The following is a 16057-nucleotide window of genomic DNA, read 5'->3' as shown; positions in this document are numbered from 1 at the left end:
TCGAGGCGTTTTCATGACTACTGCGCTGCCGCCCCGGGGTCGGGGCACGGCCACCAACCTGCACAACCGGTTTGCACCTACGGTCAGCGTGGCCGAGGACGATGGCTGGTACCAGGAGGTGCCGCCCACTCAAGGCACCGAAGTGCGTATCGAAACGGCCAAGACCATCATCACCCGCAACAACTCGCCGGACTTGCCGTTCGATCGCTCGATCAACCCTTACCGCGGCTGTGAGCATGGGTGCATCTATTGTTATGCACGGCCCAGCCATGCCTATTGGGACATGTCCCCGGGGCTCGACTTCGAGACCCGGCTGATTGCCAAGAGCAATGCGGCCGATGTGCTGGAGCAGCAGCTGTCCAAGCCTGGCTATGTGTGCGCGCCGATCAACCTGGGCTCTAACACCGATCCGTACCAGCCTATCGAACGCGAATACAGGATCACGCGGCAAACCCTTGAAGTGCTGCTACGCTACCGTCACCCGGTGACGATCATCACCAAGGGCTCGCTGATCCTGCGTGATCTGGACCTGCTCACCGAGTTGGCCCGTCAGCGCCTGGTGGCGGTGATGATCAGCCTGACCAGCCTGGATGACGAGCTCAAGCGCATCCTGGAGCCACGCACGGCGGCGCCCAAGGCGCGGTTGCGGGCCATTCGGGTGATGCGCGACGCGGGTATTACGGTGGGTGTGTTGTGCTCGCCGATGATTCCGATGATCAACGACAGTGAGCTGGAAAACCTGCTGACCGAGGCTCATGCGGCCGGTGCGCAAAGCGCGGCGTACATGATGCTGCGCCTGCCGTTGGAAGTGGCGCCGCTGTTCGAGGAGTGGCTGGCGGCACACTACCCGCAGCGTGCGGCTCATGTGATGAGCCTGGTGCGTCAGGTACGCGGTGGTGAGGTGTATGACAGCCGCTTCGGTGTGCGCATGCGGGGTGAAGGGCCCTTTGCCGATTTGCTGGCTCAACGCTTCAGCAAGGCGATCAAGCGTTTGGGGCTGAACCGACGCGAAGGATTCAACCTGGATTGCACCGCATTCTGCCCACCGGGCAGACAGATGACATTGTTGTAAACTGAAGAAGATGGCGGTGAATTTACCGTAGGAATAGTCGCCTTTTGACATCACTGAAACCCGCGATCTAGAGCGTTTCATTCAGTTTGAGTTAAGTTTCAGCGGTTACCTTGTTCAGCGAGTGACTGACGAGTCGGTGCCCTGTTCTGCGGTGGTTTTACAACTATTTCACTGCCCTGGCGTCGAACTGACCTGAACCCTCCCCTGCATTGATCAAGAGGATGAATCATGAGTGACAAGGATAAACAGCCGTTGGCTGCGTCGGCTTCAGCCCCTGTGGCGGAGTCCGCCGATGCAGCGCTGCAACACATCGTTGACGGTTTTTTGCATTTCCATCACGACGTCTTCCCTCAGCAGGAAGAACTCTTCAAGAAACTTGCCACGGCCCAGAGCCCGCGGGCAATGTTCATTACCTGCGCCGACTCGCGCATCGTGCCCGAGCTGATTACCCAAAGCTCCCCGGGCGACCTGTTCGTGACCCGTAACGTCGGTAACGTGGTGCCTCCCTACGGCCAAATGAACGGTGGTGTCTCCACGGCCATCGAGTATGCGGTGCTTGCCCTTGGTGTACAGCACATCATTGTGTGCGGGCACTCCGACTGCGGCGCGATGCGCGCGGTACTCAACCCAGACAGCCTGGAAAAGATGCCGACGGTCAAGGCATGGCTGCGTCACGCCGAGGTCGCCAAGACCATGGTCCATGACAACTGCGACTGCGCCAACGAAGGCGAGAGCATGGCGGTGCTGACCGAAGAAAACGTTATCGCCCAACTGCAACATTTGCGCACCCACCCTTCCGTGGCTTCGCGCATGGCCAATGGTCATTTGTTTATCCATGGCTGGATCTACAACATCGAGACCAGCGAAATTCGGGCCTACGATGCGGACAAAGCGGCGTTCCGACCGCTGAACGGCACCGAGCCGATCCCTTCAGCGACGCCTAAAGCGCGCTTCTAAAACACTTCCCTGCCGGGTAACGCGGTGGCTGCCATGGACGCAGCCAGGCTTTACCGCGCCCGGCGAATGCCTCGGGAGAGTCATCATGCGTGCTGCTCAATTGAAAGCTGTTTTGCCACGAGAGCTGCTCGCCTCGGTGGTTGTTTTTCTGGTTGCCTTGCCGCTGTGCATGGGCATTGCGATCGCATCCGGTATGCCGCCGGCCAAGGGGCTGATCACCGGGATCATCGGTGGCCTGGTGGTGGGCTGGTTGGCGGGGTCGCCGCTGCAAGTCAGCGGCCCGGCGGCGGGTTTGGCGGTACTGGTGTTCGAACTGGTGCGCCAACACGGCATGATGATGCTGGGGCCGATCCTGCTGCTGGCCGGCTTCCTACAACTGGTGGCCGGGCGTTTGCGCCTGGGTTGCTGGTTTCGTGTCACGGCGCCGGCGGTTGTCTACGGCATGTTGGCGGGGATCGGCGTGTTGATTGTGCTTTCGCAGATCCATGTGATGCTTGATGGGGCGCCCAAGCCATCCGGGCTGGATAACCTGGCAGGCTTCCCGGCGGCGGTGGCTGAAGCGCTTCCGACCTTGGGTGGCGGGCTCGGGTGGCAGGCCGGCCTGCTCGGTCTGTCGACCATGTTGGTCATGTACCTGTGGGACAAATTCCGCCCGCGGCAATTGCGTTTTGTGCCGGGCGCCCTGCTGGGGGTGGGGCTGGCGACCGTCACCAGCCTGGTGCTGGCCCTGCAGGTCAAGCGCGTGGAGGTCCCGGAAAATCTCGCGGATGCCATTGACTGGCTGCGCCCCAGCGATCTGCTCAACCTGGCCGACCCACAGCTGTTGATCGCAGCTTTCGCCGTAGCGTTTATCGCCAGCGCTGAAACCCTGCTGTCTGCCGCTGCGGTGGACCGCATGCACAGCGGCCAGCGTTCCGATTTCGATAAGGAGTTGTCTGCCCAAGGTGTCGGCAACATGCTCTGCGGCCTGGTGGGTGCCCTACCGATGACCGGCGTGATCGTGCGCAGCTCGGCCAACGTCCAGGCCGGGGCTACCACTCGGTTGTCGGCGATGTTCCATGGCCTGTGGTTGCTCGGCTTCGTGCTCTTGCTGTCGAGCGTGCTGCAAAGCATTCCGGTCGCGAGTCTGGCGGGTGTGCTGGTGTACACCGGGATCAAGCTGGTGGACGTCAAGGCGTTCAAGGCGCTGGGGCGTTACGGGCGGATGCCGATGTTCACCTATGCGGCCACGGCACTGGCGATCATCTTCACCGACTTGCTGACCGGTGTGCTGGTGGGCTTCGGACTTACGCTGCTCAAACTGGCGTTCAAGGCTTCGCGGCTGAAAGTCAGCTTGATCGACCTGCCTCAAGAGGGGGAGATGGAGCTGCGCTTGACGGGTGCGGCGACCTTTCTGAAAGTGCCGGCGCTGACTCAGGTGCTGTCGGCGGTGCCTGCGGGGACCACGTTGCATGTGCCGCTGAGTAACTTGAGTTACATCGACCACTCTTGTCTGGAATTGCTGGAGGAGTGGGGGCGGGCCAATGCGGCCAAGGGCTCGACGCTGGTGATCGAGGCGCGTGGCTTGAAGCGCCGGTTGGAAGGTCGGGTACGTACGACGGTGGGAATAGGTTCGGCGCCGTCCGTTACCTGACGAAACCCGATCAAAAAATGTGGGAGGGGGCTTGCTCCCGATAGCGGTGGACCAGTCAAAATCTCTTTGGCTGATACACCCCAATCGGGAGCAAGCCCCCTCCCACATTTGATCGCCGTAAAATGGCAGTTTTATGCAGGCTGATCCAGCGTCAGCTCAACCCCAAGCTGGCGCGACAGGCACGGCCAGCGCTTCCATGCCGCTTCGGTGCTCGGGCTCTTCAGGGTCTCGCGGTACGCCTCGACCGACTCCAGCGCAAAACTGTCTTCGTTGAGCATTTCATCCACTGCGTGGTGTACGGCTTCATCCAATTGGTTGGCGAATGTTTCGCCGATCAATTGATGGGCAATCACGTTGGCCACGGTGGTATCCGCCGGAATCAACGGCTGGCCGAAATGCTTGATATACAGATCGTTGACCTCCTCCACCAAGCGATGGGCCAGGTAAGCTTCGTCCAGCAGGCCGTCCAGACCTTCGTGGCCGGCCAGGATCGCGGGGGGTTGCAGGAAGAAGTGTTCGGCGATTTTCAGCACCGGCTTGATCTGGCTTTCAATTCCGGCCTCGCGGGCCACGTCATTGGCAGCGTCCAGCAAATCGGGAACCAGGTCGATGTAAGCGGTGACAAAGCGCGTCATAACGATGTTGCGATCACCGTCAGCCAGGGAAATGGCCGAGTGCAGGTGCGGCAATTGTTGTCCCAACTGAGTGGCAAGTTGGCCGGTGCTGGCTTCGTGTTGATGGGCACGGGAAATCTGCTCGCGCAATGCGGCGGTGTTCATGAAGGCTCCAGTGAAACAGGCGTAGGAAAAGGGAGAGGATAAGGTAGTTCGTTTATACGAGCGCCTAAGACGCATTTGTCATAATTATTTCATGGTTATAGGCAGGCGTTATATCGAAATGCCATCGTTCGTCGGATAAACGATTCCGCCGCCCATTTTACGGGGTCCGTCTGTCTGTTTCTATTCATTTGCCCCCACACATTGCGGGGTTGCTAGGGCTGTCTATACTCGGTTTTGTACGCAATTAGCTGATGACGCCCAACTGCATGGCGCAGGCAAGGCTTGGCGGTTGTAAGCAGTATGGAAGCCGCTCCCTTGGCCGCAGGTGCAAACCGGCGGGATAACAAGAAACATAAAGGGGAACCCGCAATGACGCGACATCCACACGTATGGATGGGCCTCCTGTTGTGGTCGGTATTCGGCCAGGCGCACGCCGCCTGGACAACGAATATGGCGCCAGGGGCTACTGAAGTCAGTCACGCCGTGTTTGACCTGCACATGACCATTTTCTGGATCTGTGTGGTGATCGGCATCGTCGTGTTTGGCGCGATGTTCTGGTCGATGATTTTGCACCGGCGATCCACGGGCCAGGTCGCGGCCAAGTTTCACGAGAGCACCACGGTGGAAATTCTCTGGACGGTCGTGCCCCTGCTGATCCTGGTGGCCATGGCGATTCCGGCGACCAAGACCCTGATCAACATCTACGACAGCAGTGAGTCGGATATCGATATCCAGGTCACCGGCTACCAGTGGAAGTGGCACTACAAATACCTGGGCCAGGATGTGGAGTTCTTCAGCAACCTGGCCACGCCCGCCGAGCAGATTCATAACCAGGCCACCAAGGGCGAACATTACCTGTTGGAAGTCGACCAGCCGCTGGTGTTGCCGGTGGGTGCCAAGGTGCGCTTTCTGGTGACTGCCGCCGACGTGATCCACTCCTGGTGGGTGCCGGCCTTTGCGGTCAAGCGCGATGCCATCCCGGGCTTCGTCAACGAGGCCTGGACCCGTGTCGAGAAACCCGGCATCTACCGCGGCCAGTGCGCCGAGCTTTGCGGCAAGGACCACGGCTTCATGCCCATCGTGGTCGAGGTCAAGTCCAGGGCCGACTACGACACCTGGCTCGGCGAGCGCAAGGAAGAAGCGGCCAAGCTCAAGGAGCTGACCTCCAAAGAGTGGACGCTGGACGAACTGGTGGCCCGTGGCGACAAGGTCTATCACACCACCTGCGTTGCCTGTCACCAGGCTGAGGGCCAAGGTTTGCCGCCGATGTTCCCGGCGCTCAAGGGCTCGAAAATCGCCACCGGCCCCGCCGCCGATCACCTGGGCATCGTCTTCCACGGTAAGCCCGGCACCGCGATGGCAGCCTTCGGCAAACAACTCTCGGAAGTGGATATCGCCGCCGTGGTGACTTACGAGCGTAACGCCTGGGGCAATAACAAAGGCGACATGGTCACGCCCAAAGACGTGCTGGCTTTGAAACAGGCCGAAAGCAAATGACTACTTTCAACGCCAATACCCTGAATCTCCCCGCTCACTCGCTTGCAGGAGAACGGCCATGAGCACTGTGATCGACCACGGTCATGCCGACCATGCCCACGGCCCCGCCAAAGGCTTGATGCGCTGGGTGCTGACCACCAACCACAAAGACATCGGCACGATGTACCTGTGGTTTGCCTTCACCATGTTCCTGCTTGGTGGCTCGTTTGCCATGGTGATCCGCGCCGAGCTGTTTCAGCCGGGTCTGCAGATCGTGCAACCGGCGTTCTTCAACCAGATGACCACCATGCACGGCTTGATCATGGTGTTCGGCGCGGTGATGCCGGCCTTCGTCGGGCTGGCCAACTGGATGATCCCGCTGATGATCGGCGCGCCGGACATGGCCCTGCCGCGCATGAACAATTTCAGCTTCTGGCTGCTGCCGGCGGCGTTCCTGCTGCTGGTCTCCACCTTGTTCAGCCCCGGTGGCGGGCCGAACTTCGGTTGGACTTTCTATGCGCCGCTTTCCACCACCTATGCGCCGGAAAGCGTGACGTTCTTTATCTTTGCCATCCACCTGATGGGCATCAGTTCGATCATGGGCGCGATCAACGTGGTCGCCACCATCCTCAATCTGCGTGCCCCCGGCATGACCTTGATGAAGATGCCGCTGTTCGTGTGGACCTGGCTGATTACTGCGTTCCTGCTGATCGCGGTGATGCCGGTGCTGGCGGGCTGCGTGACCATGATGCTGATGGATATCCACTTCGGTACCAGCTTCTTCAGCGCGGCCGGTGGCGGTGATCCGGTGCTGTTCCAGCATGTGTTCTGGTTCTTTGGCCATCCCGAGGTGTACATCATGATTCTGCCGGCCTTTGGCGCCGTCAGCTCGATCATCCCGACCTTCTCGCGCAAGCCGCTGTTTGGCTACACCTCGATGGTCTACGCCACGGCGAGCATCGCGTTCCTGTCGTTCATCGTCTGGGCGCACCACATGTTCGTGGTGGGCATTCCGCTGGTGGGTGAGTTGTTCTTCATGTATGCCACCCTGCTGATCGCCGTGCCCACGGGGGTGAAGGTATTCAACTGGGTCAGCACCATGTGGCAGGGCTCGCTGACGTTCGAGACGCCGATGCTGTTTGCGGTGGCCTTCGTGATCCTGTTCACCATTGGCGGCTTCTCCGGGCTGATGCTGGCGATTGCCCCGGCGGACTTCCAGTACCACGACACCTACTTTGTGGTGGCGCACTTCCATTACGTACTGGTGCCCGGCGCGATCTTCGGGATCTTCGCTTCGGCCTACTACTGGCTGCCGAAATGGACTGGCCACATGTACGACGAAACCCTGGGCAAGTTGCATTTCTGGCTGTCTTTCGTGGGCATGAACATGGCGTTCTTCCCCATGCACTTTGTAGGGCTGGCGGGTATGCCGCGGCGGGTGCCGGACTACAACCTGCAATTCGCCGACTTCAACATGGTTTCGTCCATTGGTGCCTTTATGTTCGGCGCCACACAGATCTTCTTCCTGTTCATTGTCATCAAGTGCATCCGTGGGGGTACGCCGGCACCGGCCAAGCCCTGGGATGGCGCCGAGGGCCTGGAATGGAGCGTGCCCTCGCCTGCGCCGTATCACACCTTCACCACCCCGCCGGAGGTCAAATGAATACCTCTGTGTGTTGCGAACGCGGTCCATGTGGGAGGGGCGCACCAGCCTTGGGTGGGTGTCATGTCTGACTCCGTGCCGATCAAACGCCTGGTCACCCGCCTGCTGATCCTGGTACTGGCGATGTTCGCCTTCGGCTTCGCGCTGGTGCCGATCTACGACGTGATGTGCAAGGCCTTCGGCATCAACGGCAAGACCGCCGGGCAGTACGAGGGCGAGCAAATGGTCGACCCCTCACGTCAGGTTCGGGTGCAGTTTCTGTCCACCAACGCCATCGACATGGTCTGGGAATTTCATTCCAAGGCCGATGAGATTGTGGTCAACCCGGGGGCGGTCAACGAGATGCTGTTCGTGGCCTACAACCCCACCAATAAGCCGATGACCGCCCAGGCGATCCCGAGTATTTCCCCGGCCGAAGCGGCCATGTATTTCCACAAGACCGAATGCTTTTGCTTCACCCAGCAAGTGCTTCAGCCGGGTGAGCGCATCGAGATGCCGGTGCGTTTTATCGTCGACCGCGCGATGCCCAAGGATGTGAAGCATTTGACCCTGGCGTACACGCTGTTCGATATCACTGCGCGCCAACCGCCCGTGGCCGCGAGGACCGGGGGCTAGCTACTGTTTGCCCCCTCAATCAGGAGAGCGAATACATGTCGACTCATGATACGTACTACGTACCAGCGCAAAGCAAATGGCCGATAATTGCCACGATTGGCCTGCTGGTCACCGTGTACGGCCTGGCGGTGTGGTTCAACGACTTGAAGGCTGCGCGCCCCGAATCCCACGGGCCGTGGATCTTTTTCGTCGGCGGCCTGTTATTGGCCTACATGCTGTTTGGCTGGTTCGGTGCTGTGATCAAGGAAAGTCGCGACGGGCTGTACAGCGCGCAAATGGACCGCTCGTTTCGCTGGGGCATGACCTGGTTCATCTTTTCGGAGGTGATGTTCTTTATCGCGTTCTTCGGTGCGTTGTTTTATGTGCGGCACATGTCGGCGCCATGGCTGGCAGGTGAGGGCTCCAAAGGCGTTGCGCATATGCTGTGGCCGAACTTCGAGTTCGCCTGGCCCTTGCTCAATAACCCTGACCCCAAGCTCTATCCTGCGCCTGAAGGCACCATCAGCCCGTGGGGCCTGCCGTTGGTGAATACCATCCTGCTGGTGAGTTCCAGCGTGACCATCACCATCGCCCACCATGCCCTGCGTAAAGGCCATCGAGGTGCGCTGAAAATCTGGCTGGCGATCACAGTGCTGTTGGGCCTGGCGTTTCTCGGGTTCCAGGCCGAGGAGTACATCCACGCCTATAAAGAACTGGGCCTGACCCTGGGTTCAGGGGTATACGGCGCCACGTTCTTCATGCTGACGGGCTTTCACGGCGCCCACGTAACCATCGGCACCATCATTTTATTCGTGATGCTGATGCGCATCCTGCGTGGGCATTTCAACGCCGAGCACCAGTTCGGCTTCGAGGCGGCCAGTTGGTATTGGCACTTTGTGGACGTGGTGTGGATCGGGTTGTTTTTCTTTGTTTATGTGCTGTGAGGCGGATTACCAAGGCGCATGAGAGACCAGTTGGCCGCTGAAAAAGCCCCAGGCGATCAAGCCCACGGTGATCACGGCCAGTACCACACGCACGGTCAAGGCAGTGACGAGGCGGTTGGAGTTGCCCTCGTCCTTGACCAGGAAGAACAGGCCACTGAACAGGCTCACGACAGTCGCGATCAGCATCAGGGCAATGGCTGCTTTGAGCATGGTCTGGCTCCAGGGCTACAGAGGGAGGGGCGATGAGATCCAGTATAGCCAGTGCCATGCAGCGCTTTCGTCCAGGTATCGCGCCGACGCTGGTGGTGCTGGTGTTGCTGCCGCTCATGGTGAGCCTGGGGTTCTGGCAACTGTCCCGTGGGCATGAAAAACAGCTGCTGGTGGAGCGTTATGCCGAGCGCCGCGCTGCCGAGCCGATCAGCAGTGCGCAGCTCAATGATATGGCCGACCCTGCCTTTCGCCGCGTCCATCTTCGCGGGCAATTGGACGCTGCGCACAGCATATTGCTGGATAACCGTATGCGTGACGGCAAGGCAGGTGTCGAGCTGCTGCAACCCTTTCAGGACCAGGCTAGCGGCCTGTGGCTGTTGCTTAATCGCGGCTGGTTGCCGTGGCCGGACCGGCGCACGCCGCCGGCCTTCTCCACGCCTGAACAGGCATTGAATCTTGACGCCTGGGTGTACGTCGCCCCCGGCGAGACCTTCCAACTGCATGCCGACCCTGCCAGCGCGCAATGGCCACGTTTGCTCACCGCACTGCATCCCGCCGCGCTGTGGGACGAGCTGGGGCGCAGCGGCTTTGCCTACGAACTGCGTGCCGAAGCGGGCCCGGGTACGTACGAAACCACCTGGCCTATCGTTGCCATGGGCCCGGAAAAACACTTGGCCTACGCAGTGCAGTGGTTCGCCATGGCACTGGCACTGCTGGTGCTTTACCTCTACCTCGGATGGCACAACAAAAAGGAGAAGCCCCATGGGAGCGGCCATGAATCCACCCAGCACGTCTGAAACGCCGGACCGGCGCAAAGGGCGCTGGCAGCTGATTTTGATCCTCATGATGGTGATCGGTCCGATGGCGCTGGCCACCTTCATGTACAAGTTGCAGTTCTGGGTGCCGGACAGCCGCAGCTATCACGGTGAACTGATCGGTAACGGCCAGACCCGTGCCGATATCGGCGTGCAGGCCGGCGAAGATCGGTGGCAACTGTTGGTCACTGCACCCACCGCCTGCGCCGCCGATTGCCAACAACTGGTGTACCTGGCGCGCCAACTGCAAATCAGCCTTGGCCGTGATGCGTCCCGCGCCAACCATGCCCTGGCGGCTGCGCAACCGCTGAGCACCGACTACGAGGCCAAGCTCAAGGCTGAGTACCCGCAACTGCAGCGCTACCCGCTGGATGTGTTGACCTTTGCCAGGAACGCCGCGGCGCCCGGTGAGGCTCAACTGTGGATCGTCGACCCCCACGGCAACCTGGTGCTGCGCTACGACGCCAAGGTCAAGGGCAAGGACTTGCTCAACGACCTGCGCCTGCTGCTGAAACTGTCGAACATCGGATAGGGGCACCGTCATGGCCAAGCCTGGATTTCGCCTCGCGCTGTTTGCCACCTTATTGGCGCTGATCGTCGTGCTGCTCGGTGCCTATACCCGGCTGACCCACGCCGGGCTCGGCTGCCCGGACTGGCCCGGGTGCTACGGCTTTATCGGCGTGCCGCAAAGCGAAGCCCAGTTGGCCCACGCCGAACTGCATTTTCCGGATACGCCGGTAGAGGCCGATAAGGGCTGGGCAGAAATGACCCATCGCTACTTCGCCGGCACCCTGGGTCTGCTGATCGCGCTGCTGGCGGCGCGTGCGTGGAGCCATCGACGCGACCCGGGCCAGCCGGTGAAATTGCCATTGTTTGTATTGGTGGTGGTGTTCGCCCAGGCGGCCTTTGGCATGTGGACGGTGACTTTGAAGCTGTGGCCACAAGTCGTCACCGGGCACCTGTTGGGTGGTTTTGCGACCTTGAGCCTGTTGTTTTTGCTGACCCTGCGTTTATCCGGCGTGCTGCCGGCGCTGATCGTGCCCAGGCGCCTGCAATATTGGGCAACGGCGGGGCTGGTACTGGTAATCGGGCAGATCGCGCTGGGCGGTTGGGTCAGTTCCAACTACGCGGCCGTGGCCTGTGTCGACCTGCCGACCTGCCACGGCCAATGGTGGCCGGCGGCGGATTTTGCCAATGGCTTTCACCTGACCCAGCATATCGGCCCCAATTACCTGGGCGGCCAACTTGATAGCGAGGCGCGCACGGCGATCCACCTGACCCATCGCATCGGCGCGGTACTGGTCACCCTGGTGCTATTGGGGTTGGCCTGGCAACTGCGTGCAGTGGGCATGACGCGGTTGGCGGGCTTGCTGCTGATCGCCCTGGCTGCGCAAATCTGCCTGGGGGTGAGCAATGTGGCGTTCGGCCTGCCGCTGCCGGTGGCGGTGGGTCACAACGCGGGTGGGGCGGCCTTGTTGCTGAGCCTGGTGCTGGTCAATTACCACGCCCGCACGAGCCTGGTCCGGGTTCGCGACCCACTGCCCCTCGGTTGGCGGTTTGTCCCGCGCAAACAGGTCTCAGGCCTGATCACCCTTAAAGGAGAGATGCCATGGCGACCCTGATCGGCACAGGTCACGATCGGGCAATCTGGCGTGACTATCTGGAGCTGACCAAGCCCAAAGTGGTGGTGCTGATGCTGATCACCTCGCTGGTGGGCATGTTCCTGGCGACTCGCGCTGGCGTGCCGTGGACGGTGCTGGTGTTCGGTAACCTGGGCATTGCCCTGTGTGCAGGCGGCGCGGCGGCGGTGAACCATGTGGTTGATCGGCGGATTGATGCGCTGATGGCGCGCACCCATAAGCGGCCACTGGCTGAGGGCCGTGTATCGCCCGCTGCAGCATTGGCCTTTGCGTTGTTGCTGGCGGTGGCGGGCCTGGCGCTGCTGTTGGCGTTCACCAACCCCCTGGCGGCCTGGCTGACATTGGCGTCGCTGCTCGGGTACGCGGTGATCTACACCGGCTTTCTCAAGCGAGCGACCCCGCAAAATATCGTCATCGGTGGCCTGGCCGGCGCAGCACCGCCGCTGCTGGGTTGGGTGGCCGTCACCGGGCATGTGAGTGCCGAACCGCTGCTGCTGGTGCTGATTATCTTCGCCTGGACCCCGCCGCACTTCTGGGCCCTGGCCATTCACCGCAAAGAAGAATACGCCAAGGCCGACATCCCCATGTTGCCGGTCACCCATGGTGAGCACTACACCAAGGTGCATATCCTGCTATATACCTTCGCCTTGCTGGCGGTCAGCCTGATGCCCTATGTCATCCATATGAGTGGCGTGCTCTACCTGGCCTGCGCCCTGGTTTTGGGCGCACGCTTTCTGCAATGGGCCTGGGTGCTGTACCGTGGCACCCAGCCGCACGCGGCGATCAACACGTTCAAGTACTCTATCTGGTACTTGCTGTTGCTGTTTATCGCCCTGCTCGTAGACCACTACTTACTGTTGAACCTATGACTCGAACTCAAAAAACCGTCTTCATCCTCGTGGCCCTGGTGGCGTTGATCATGGGCCTGACCGTCAACAAAGTGCTCTCGGGAAAAGGCCAGGGCGACCCGACCGCGCTGATCGACGCGGGCATCATCTTGCTGCCGCAAAGCCGCCAGTTGCCCGCAGTGAGCATGACCAACCAGGACGGCCAGCCGGTGCTGGCCAATGAATTGAAAGGCAAGTGGAGCCTGTTGTTCTTCGGCTACACCTTCTGCCCGGATATCTGCCCGACCACCCTCGCCCAGCTGCGCCAGATCAAGAGCGAGCTGCCCAAAGAGGCTGTGGATAAGTTGCAGGTGATTTTGGTCAGCGTCGATCCGAGCCGCGATACTCCGGCCCAGCTCAAGCAGTACCTGGGTTACTTCGACCCGCAATTCCAGGGCCTGACCGGCGCGAGTGTTGAGGATGTGCAGAAGGTTTCGAATGCCGTGAGCATCCCCTTCATTCCGGCAGATACCAGCAAGCCGAACTACACCGTGGACCACAGCGGCAACCTGGCGCTGATCGGCCCGGATGGTACCCAGCGTGGGTTTATCCGTGCGCCGTTGAACAACCAGAAGCTGGTAGCGCAGTTGCCAGGCTTGCTACAGCGCAAGTAGCAGGCAACACAAAGCAAATGTGGGAGGGGGCAAGCCCCCTCCCACATTTTGATCTCCGGTGTGTTGGAGATTGGGGCATCAGAACGCCGGCTTGATCGCGCCTTTGTACTTCTCTTCGATGAATTTTTTCACTTCAGGCGTGTGCAAGGCTGCAACCAGCTTCTTCACTGCGTCCGAATCCTTGTTGTCTTCGCGGGTCACCAGGATGTTCACATAAGGCGAGTCGCTGCCTTCGATGACCAGGGCGTCCTTGGATGGATCCAGCTTGGCTTCCAGGGCGTAGTTGGTGTTGATCAGCGCCAGGTCGACCTGGGTCAGCACGCGCGGCAGGGTGGCGGCTTCCAGTTCGCGGAACTTCAGGTTTTTATCGTTGCCGGTGATGTCCTTGATGGTCGACAGGATGTTGGTCGGGTCCTTCAGGGTGATCAGACCGTTCTTGGCCAGCAGCAACAGCGCACGACCGCCGTTGGTGGCGTCGTTAGGGATCACCACGTTGGCGCCGTCAGGCAGGTCGGCCAGTTTCTTGTACTTGCTGGAGTAGGCGCCCAGCGGCTCCAGGTGCACGCCGCCAACGCTCACCAGGTGAGTGCCCTTGGCCTTGTTGAACTCATCCAGGTACGGCTGGTGCTGGAAGAAGTTGGCGTCCAGGCGTTTTTCAGCCACTTGCACGTTTGGCTGCACGTAATCGGTGAAAACTTTGACCTGCAAATCCACGCCTTCTTTGGCAAGGGCAGGCTTCACGAATTCGAGGATTTCCGCATGAGGCACCGGCGAGGCAGCGACCTTGATCGTCTCGGCATGGGCGGAAAACGCGGCAACGGCAGCGAAGGCAACCAGTAGTTTTTTCATCCAGCAAGCTCCTTGTTCGGGCATCTGCCGGCTGTGAGCCGGCAATGGCCGTTATTTTCGAGAAAAATGCACCACCAGCCTATCGCCGACGGTTTGCAGAATTTGCACCAGGATCAACAGCATTACCACGGTGACTACCATCACATCGGTCTGGAAGCGCTGGTAACCAAAACGGATCGCCAGGTCACCCAGGCCACCAGCTCCGACTACACCGGCCATGGCCGTGTAGGAAACCAGTGTAATCGCCGTCACCGTAATCGCCGCAAAAATGCCGGGGCGCGCCTCGGGCAACAAGGCGTTGGTGATGATCTGGCGGGTGCTCGCACCCATGGATTGGGTGGCTTCGATGATGCCGCGGTCGACTTCGCGCAGGGCCGTTTCTACCAGCCGCGCAAAGAATGGCGTAGCACCTACGACCAGCGGCGGGATCGCGCCGGCAACGCCCAGCGATGTACCGGTGATCAGGACGGTGAACGGAATCATCACGATCAACAGAATGATGAACGGCAGCGAGCGCAGGATATTCACGATCAGCGACAGCAGCGCGTACAGGCCTTTTTGTTCGAACAGTTGGCGCGGGCTGGTCAGGAACAGCAGCACACCCAGAGGCAGGCCCAACAGCACGGTGAAGAACAGCGAGCCGAACAGCATGGTCATGGTGTCGCCGGTGGCGAGCCAGATTTCGGACCAGTCGATATTGGCAAAGAAACTCAGGAAAACGTCCATCAGCGCAGGACCTCCATGTGAACGTCGGCGGCGGTGAAGCGCGCAAACGCGGCGTCCATGTCACCGCCGGTGACGGCGAGGGTCAGTTGCCCGTAAGGGATGTCTTTGATGCGGTCGATACGACCGGCCAGGATGCTGTAGTCCACGCCTGTTTCGCGAGCGACGGTACCCAGCAATGGCGCGTAGGTCGCATCGCCCTGGAACGTCAGGCGTACGATGCGGCCCGGCACGTGGGCGAAGTCGTCGTGCTGCTCGCCTTCGTCAACCTGTTCGGCTTCCTGAACGAAACGCTTGGTGGTCGGATGCTTTGGGTGCAGGAACACATCGGCGACCGAACCTTGCTCGACGATCACGCCAGCGTCCATCACTGCAACTTGGTCACACACGCGGCGGATCACATCCATTTCATGGGTGATCAGCACGATGGTCAGGTTCAGTTCGCGGTTGATCTCGGCCAACAGTTGCAGGACTGACGCGGTGGTCTGTGGGTCGAGGGCGCTGGTGGCTTCGTCGCACAGCAGGATCTTTGGCTTGGTCGCCAGGGCGCGGGCAATACCGACGCGCTGTTTCTGACCGCCGGACAGCTGCGCCGGGTACTTCCTGGCGTGGTCCGACAGGCCGACGCGAGCAAGCAGCTCAGCCACGCGCTGGTCGATCTCCTTGCGCGACAATTCACCGGCAAGCGTCAGTGGCAGAGCGACGTTGTCGGCCACGGTCTTGGACGCCAGCAGGTTGAAGTGCTGGAAGATCATCCCGACCTGCTGACGGAAGCGGCGTAGGCCGTTGGCATCCAGGGCGGTGACTTCTTCATCGTCGACCGTGATCTGCCCGCCGCTGGGTTCTTCCAGGCGGTTGATCAGGCGCAGCAGTGTGCTTTTACCCGCACCCGAGTGGCCAATCAGGCCAAACACCTGGCCATTGGCGACGCGCAGACTGGTGGGGTGCAGTGCGGGGATATCCTTACCGGCGACGCGGTAGGTTTTATGGACGTTTTGAAACTCGATCACGTAGCGAACCTTGTGGGGCGCATTGAAAAGGGATCAGCGGTTAGCCGGGCGCGCATTTTAGCCTGTCCATCTAGTGTTTCTTAGCATTTATTTCGTATCCATCCAGCGATTTGGCAATAACGAGACCAAAGGTCATAAAAAAGGAACGGCGCAAAACCCTGTCAGTCACTACTTAAGCAATTCGATCTCCC

The 16057-nt window shown here is 60.4% G+C and carries 17 protein-coding genes; 12 read left to right on the top strand and 5 right to left on the bottom strand.

What is annotated here, in order from left to right; translation table 11 throughout:
* The first annotated feature begins 13 nt into the window (after positions 1-13).
* The 3 genes from FW800_RS14175 (at position 14) to FW800_RS14165 (ending at position 3662) form a co-directional block, all read left to right on the top strand.
* Entirely contained in the window at positions 14-1072 is a 1059-nt protein-coding gene (locus tag FW800_RS14175; protein WP_446437840.1) for a PA0069 family radical SAM protein, read from the top strand.
* A gap of 228 nt (positions 1073-1300) precedes the next feature.
* A complete protein-coding gene (locus FW800_RS14170; RefSeq protein WP_005783421.1) occupies positions 1301-2029 on the top strand; it encodes a carbonic anhydrase in 729 nt (242 codons plus the stop codon).
* A gap of 85 nt (positions 2030-2114) precedes the next feature.
* On the top strand, positions 2115-3662 hold the full coding sequence (locus tag FW800_RS14165) for a SulP family inorganic anion transporter (protein ID WP_032878570.1): 1548 nt from the start codon (positions 2115-2117) through the stop codon (positions 3660-3662).
* Between the two features lie 131 nt (positions 3663-3793).
* On the opposite strand, the gene FW800_RS14160 is transcribed toward FW800_RS14165, so the two are convergent.
* Positions 3794-4441 carry a hypothetical protein gene (locus FW800_RS14160; RefSeq protein WP_032878569.1) on the bottom strand — a complete coding sequence of 216 codons (648 nt, stop codon included), beginning with the start codon at positions 4439-4441 and terminating at the stop codon, positions 3794-3796.
* Between the two features lie 369 nt (positions 4442-4810).
* On the opposite strand from FW800_RS14160, the gene coxB reads away from it, so the two are divergent.
* The 4 genes from coxB (at position 4811) to FW800_RS14140 (ending at position 9118) form a co-directional block, all read left to right on the top strand.
* Positions 4811-5938, top strand: coding sequence for a cytochrome c oxidase subunit II (gene coxB, locus FW800_RS14155; RefSeq protein ID WP_005783424.1), 1128 nt, complete (start codon positions 4811-4813; stop codon positions 5936-5938).
* A 58-nt stretch (positions 5939-5996) separates the two neighbouring features.
* The gene (gene ctaD / locus FW800_RS14150) at positions 5997-7580 is read left to right on the top strand and encodes a cytochrome c oxidase subunit I (protein WP_005783425.1); all 1584 of its coding nucleotides are present in this window, start codon (positions 5997-5999) and stop codon (positions 7578-7580) included.
* A 63-nt stretch (positions 7581-7643) separates the two neighbouring features.
* Entirely contained in the window at positions 7644-8195 is a 552-nt protein-coding gene (locus tag FW800_RS14145) for a cytochrome c oxidase assembly protein (RefSeq protein WP_078822713.1), read from the top strand.
* A gap of 35 nt (positions 8196-8230) precedes the next feature.
* The gene (locus FW800_RS14140) at positions 8231-9118 is read left to right on the top strand and encodes a cytochrome c oxidase subunit 3 (RefSeq protein WP_005783427.1); all 888 of its coding nucleotides are present in this window, start codon (positions 8231-8233) and stop codon (positions 9116-9118) included.
* 6 nt (positions 9119-9124) lie between these two features.
* On the opposite strand, the gene FW800_RS14135 is transcribed toward FW800_RS14140, so the two are convergent.
* Positions 9125-9328 carry a twin transmembrane helix small protein gene (locus tag FW800_RS14135; RefSeq protein WP_032878566.1) on the bottom strand — a complete coding sequence of 68 codons (204 nt, stop codon included), beginning with the start codon at positions 9326-9328 and terminating at the stop codon, positions 9125-9127.
* A gap of 32 nt (positions 9329-9360) precedes the next feature.
* On the opposite strand from FW800_RS14135, the gene FW800_RS14130 reads away from it, so the two are divergent.
* The 5 genes from FW800_RS14130 to FW800_RS14110 are packed head-to-tail and all read left to right on the top strand — an operon-like array spanning position 9361 to position 13284.
* Positions 9361-10125, top strand: a complete 765-nt coding sequence (locus FW800_RS14130; protein ID WP_078822714.1) for an SURF1 family protein — start codon at positions 9361-9363, stop codon at positions 10123-10125.
* On the top strand, positions 10091-10675 hold the full coding sequence (locus FW800_RS14125; protein ID WP_446437839.1) for a hypothetical protein: 585 nt from the start codon (positions 10091-10093) through the stop codon (positions 10673-10675). Before FW800_RS14130 ends, FW800_RS14125 begins: the two co-directional genes overlap by 35 nt.
* A gap of 10 nt (positions 10676-10685) precedes the next feature.
* Positions 10686-11765, top strand: coding sequence for a COX15/CtaA family protein (locus tag FW800_RS14120; protein ID WP_446437838.1), 1080 nt, complete (start codon positions 10686-10688; stop codon positions 11763-11765).
* Complete coding sequence (cyoE, locus tag FW800_RS14115; protein WP_446437837.1) at positions 11753-12652, top strand: heme o synthase; 900 nt, start codon at positions 11753-11755, stop codon at positions 12650-12652. Before FW800_RS14120 ends, cyoE begins: the two co-directional genes overlap by 13 nt.
* The gene (locus FW800_RS14110; RefSeq protein ID WP_446437836.1) at positions 12649-13284 is read left to right on the top strand and encodes an SCO family protein; all 636 of its coding nucleotides are present in this window, start codon (positions 12649-12651) and stop codon (positions 13282-13284) included. The genes cyoE and FW800_RS14110 overlap by 4 nt, the downstream gene beginning before the upstream one ends.
* A 78-nt stretch (positions 13285-13362) precedes the next feature.
* Here FW800_RS14110 and FW800_RS14105 read toward each other — a convergent pair whose 3' ends face one another.
* Genes FW800_RS14105 through FW800_RS14095 form a run of 3 tightly spaced genes read right to left on the bottom strand, consistent with a single transcriptional unit; the run spans position 13363 to position 15866 of the window.
* Positions 13363-14133, bottom strand: a complete 771-nt coding sequence (locus tag FW800_RS14105; protein WP_032878561.1) for a MetQ/NlpA family ABC transporter substrate-binding protein — start codon at positions 14131-14133, stop codon at positions 13363-13365.
* Positions 14134-14184: 51 nt separating this feature from the next.
* A complete protein-coding gene (locus tag FW800_RS14100) occupies positions 14185-14859 on the bottom strand; it encodes a methionine ABC transporter permease (RefSeq protein WP_005783435.1) in 675 nt (224 codons plus the stop codon).
* The gene (locus FW800_RS14095; protein WP_446437835.1) at positions 14859-15866 is read right to left on the bottom strand and encodes a methionine ABC transporter ATP-binding protein; all 1008 of its coding nucleotides are present in this window, start codon (positions 15864-15866) and stop codon (positions 14859-14861) included. Before FW800_RS14095 ends, FW800_RS14100 begins: the two co-directional genes overlap by 1 nt.
* Positions 15867-16057: the final 191 nt, after the last annotated feature.

The organism is Pseudomonas sp. 910_23 (assembly GCF_052850795.1).
Note: the sequence above shows the minus strand (reverse complement) of the source record. Positions and strands in the feature narration are given on the sequence as shown.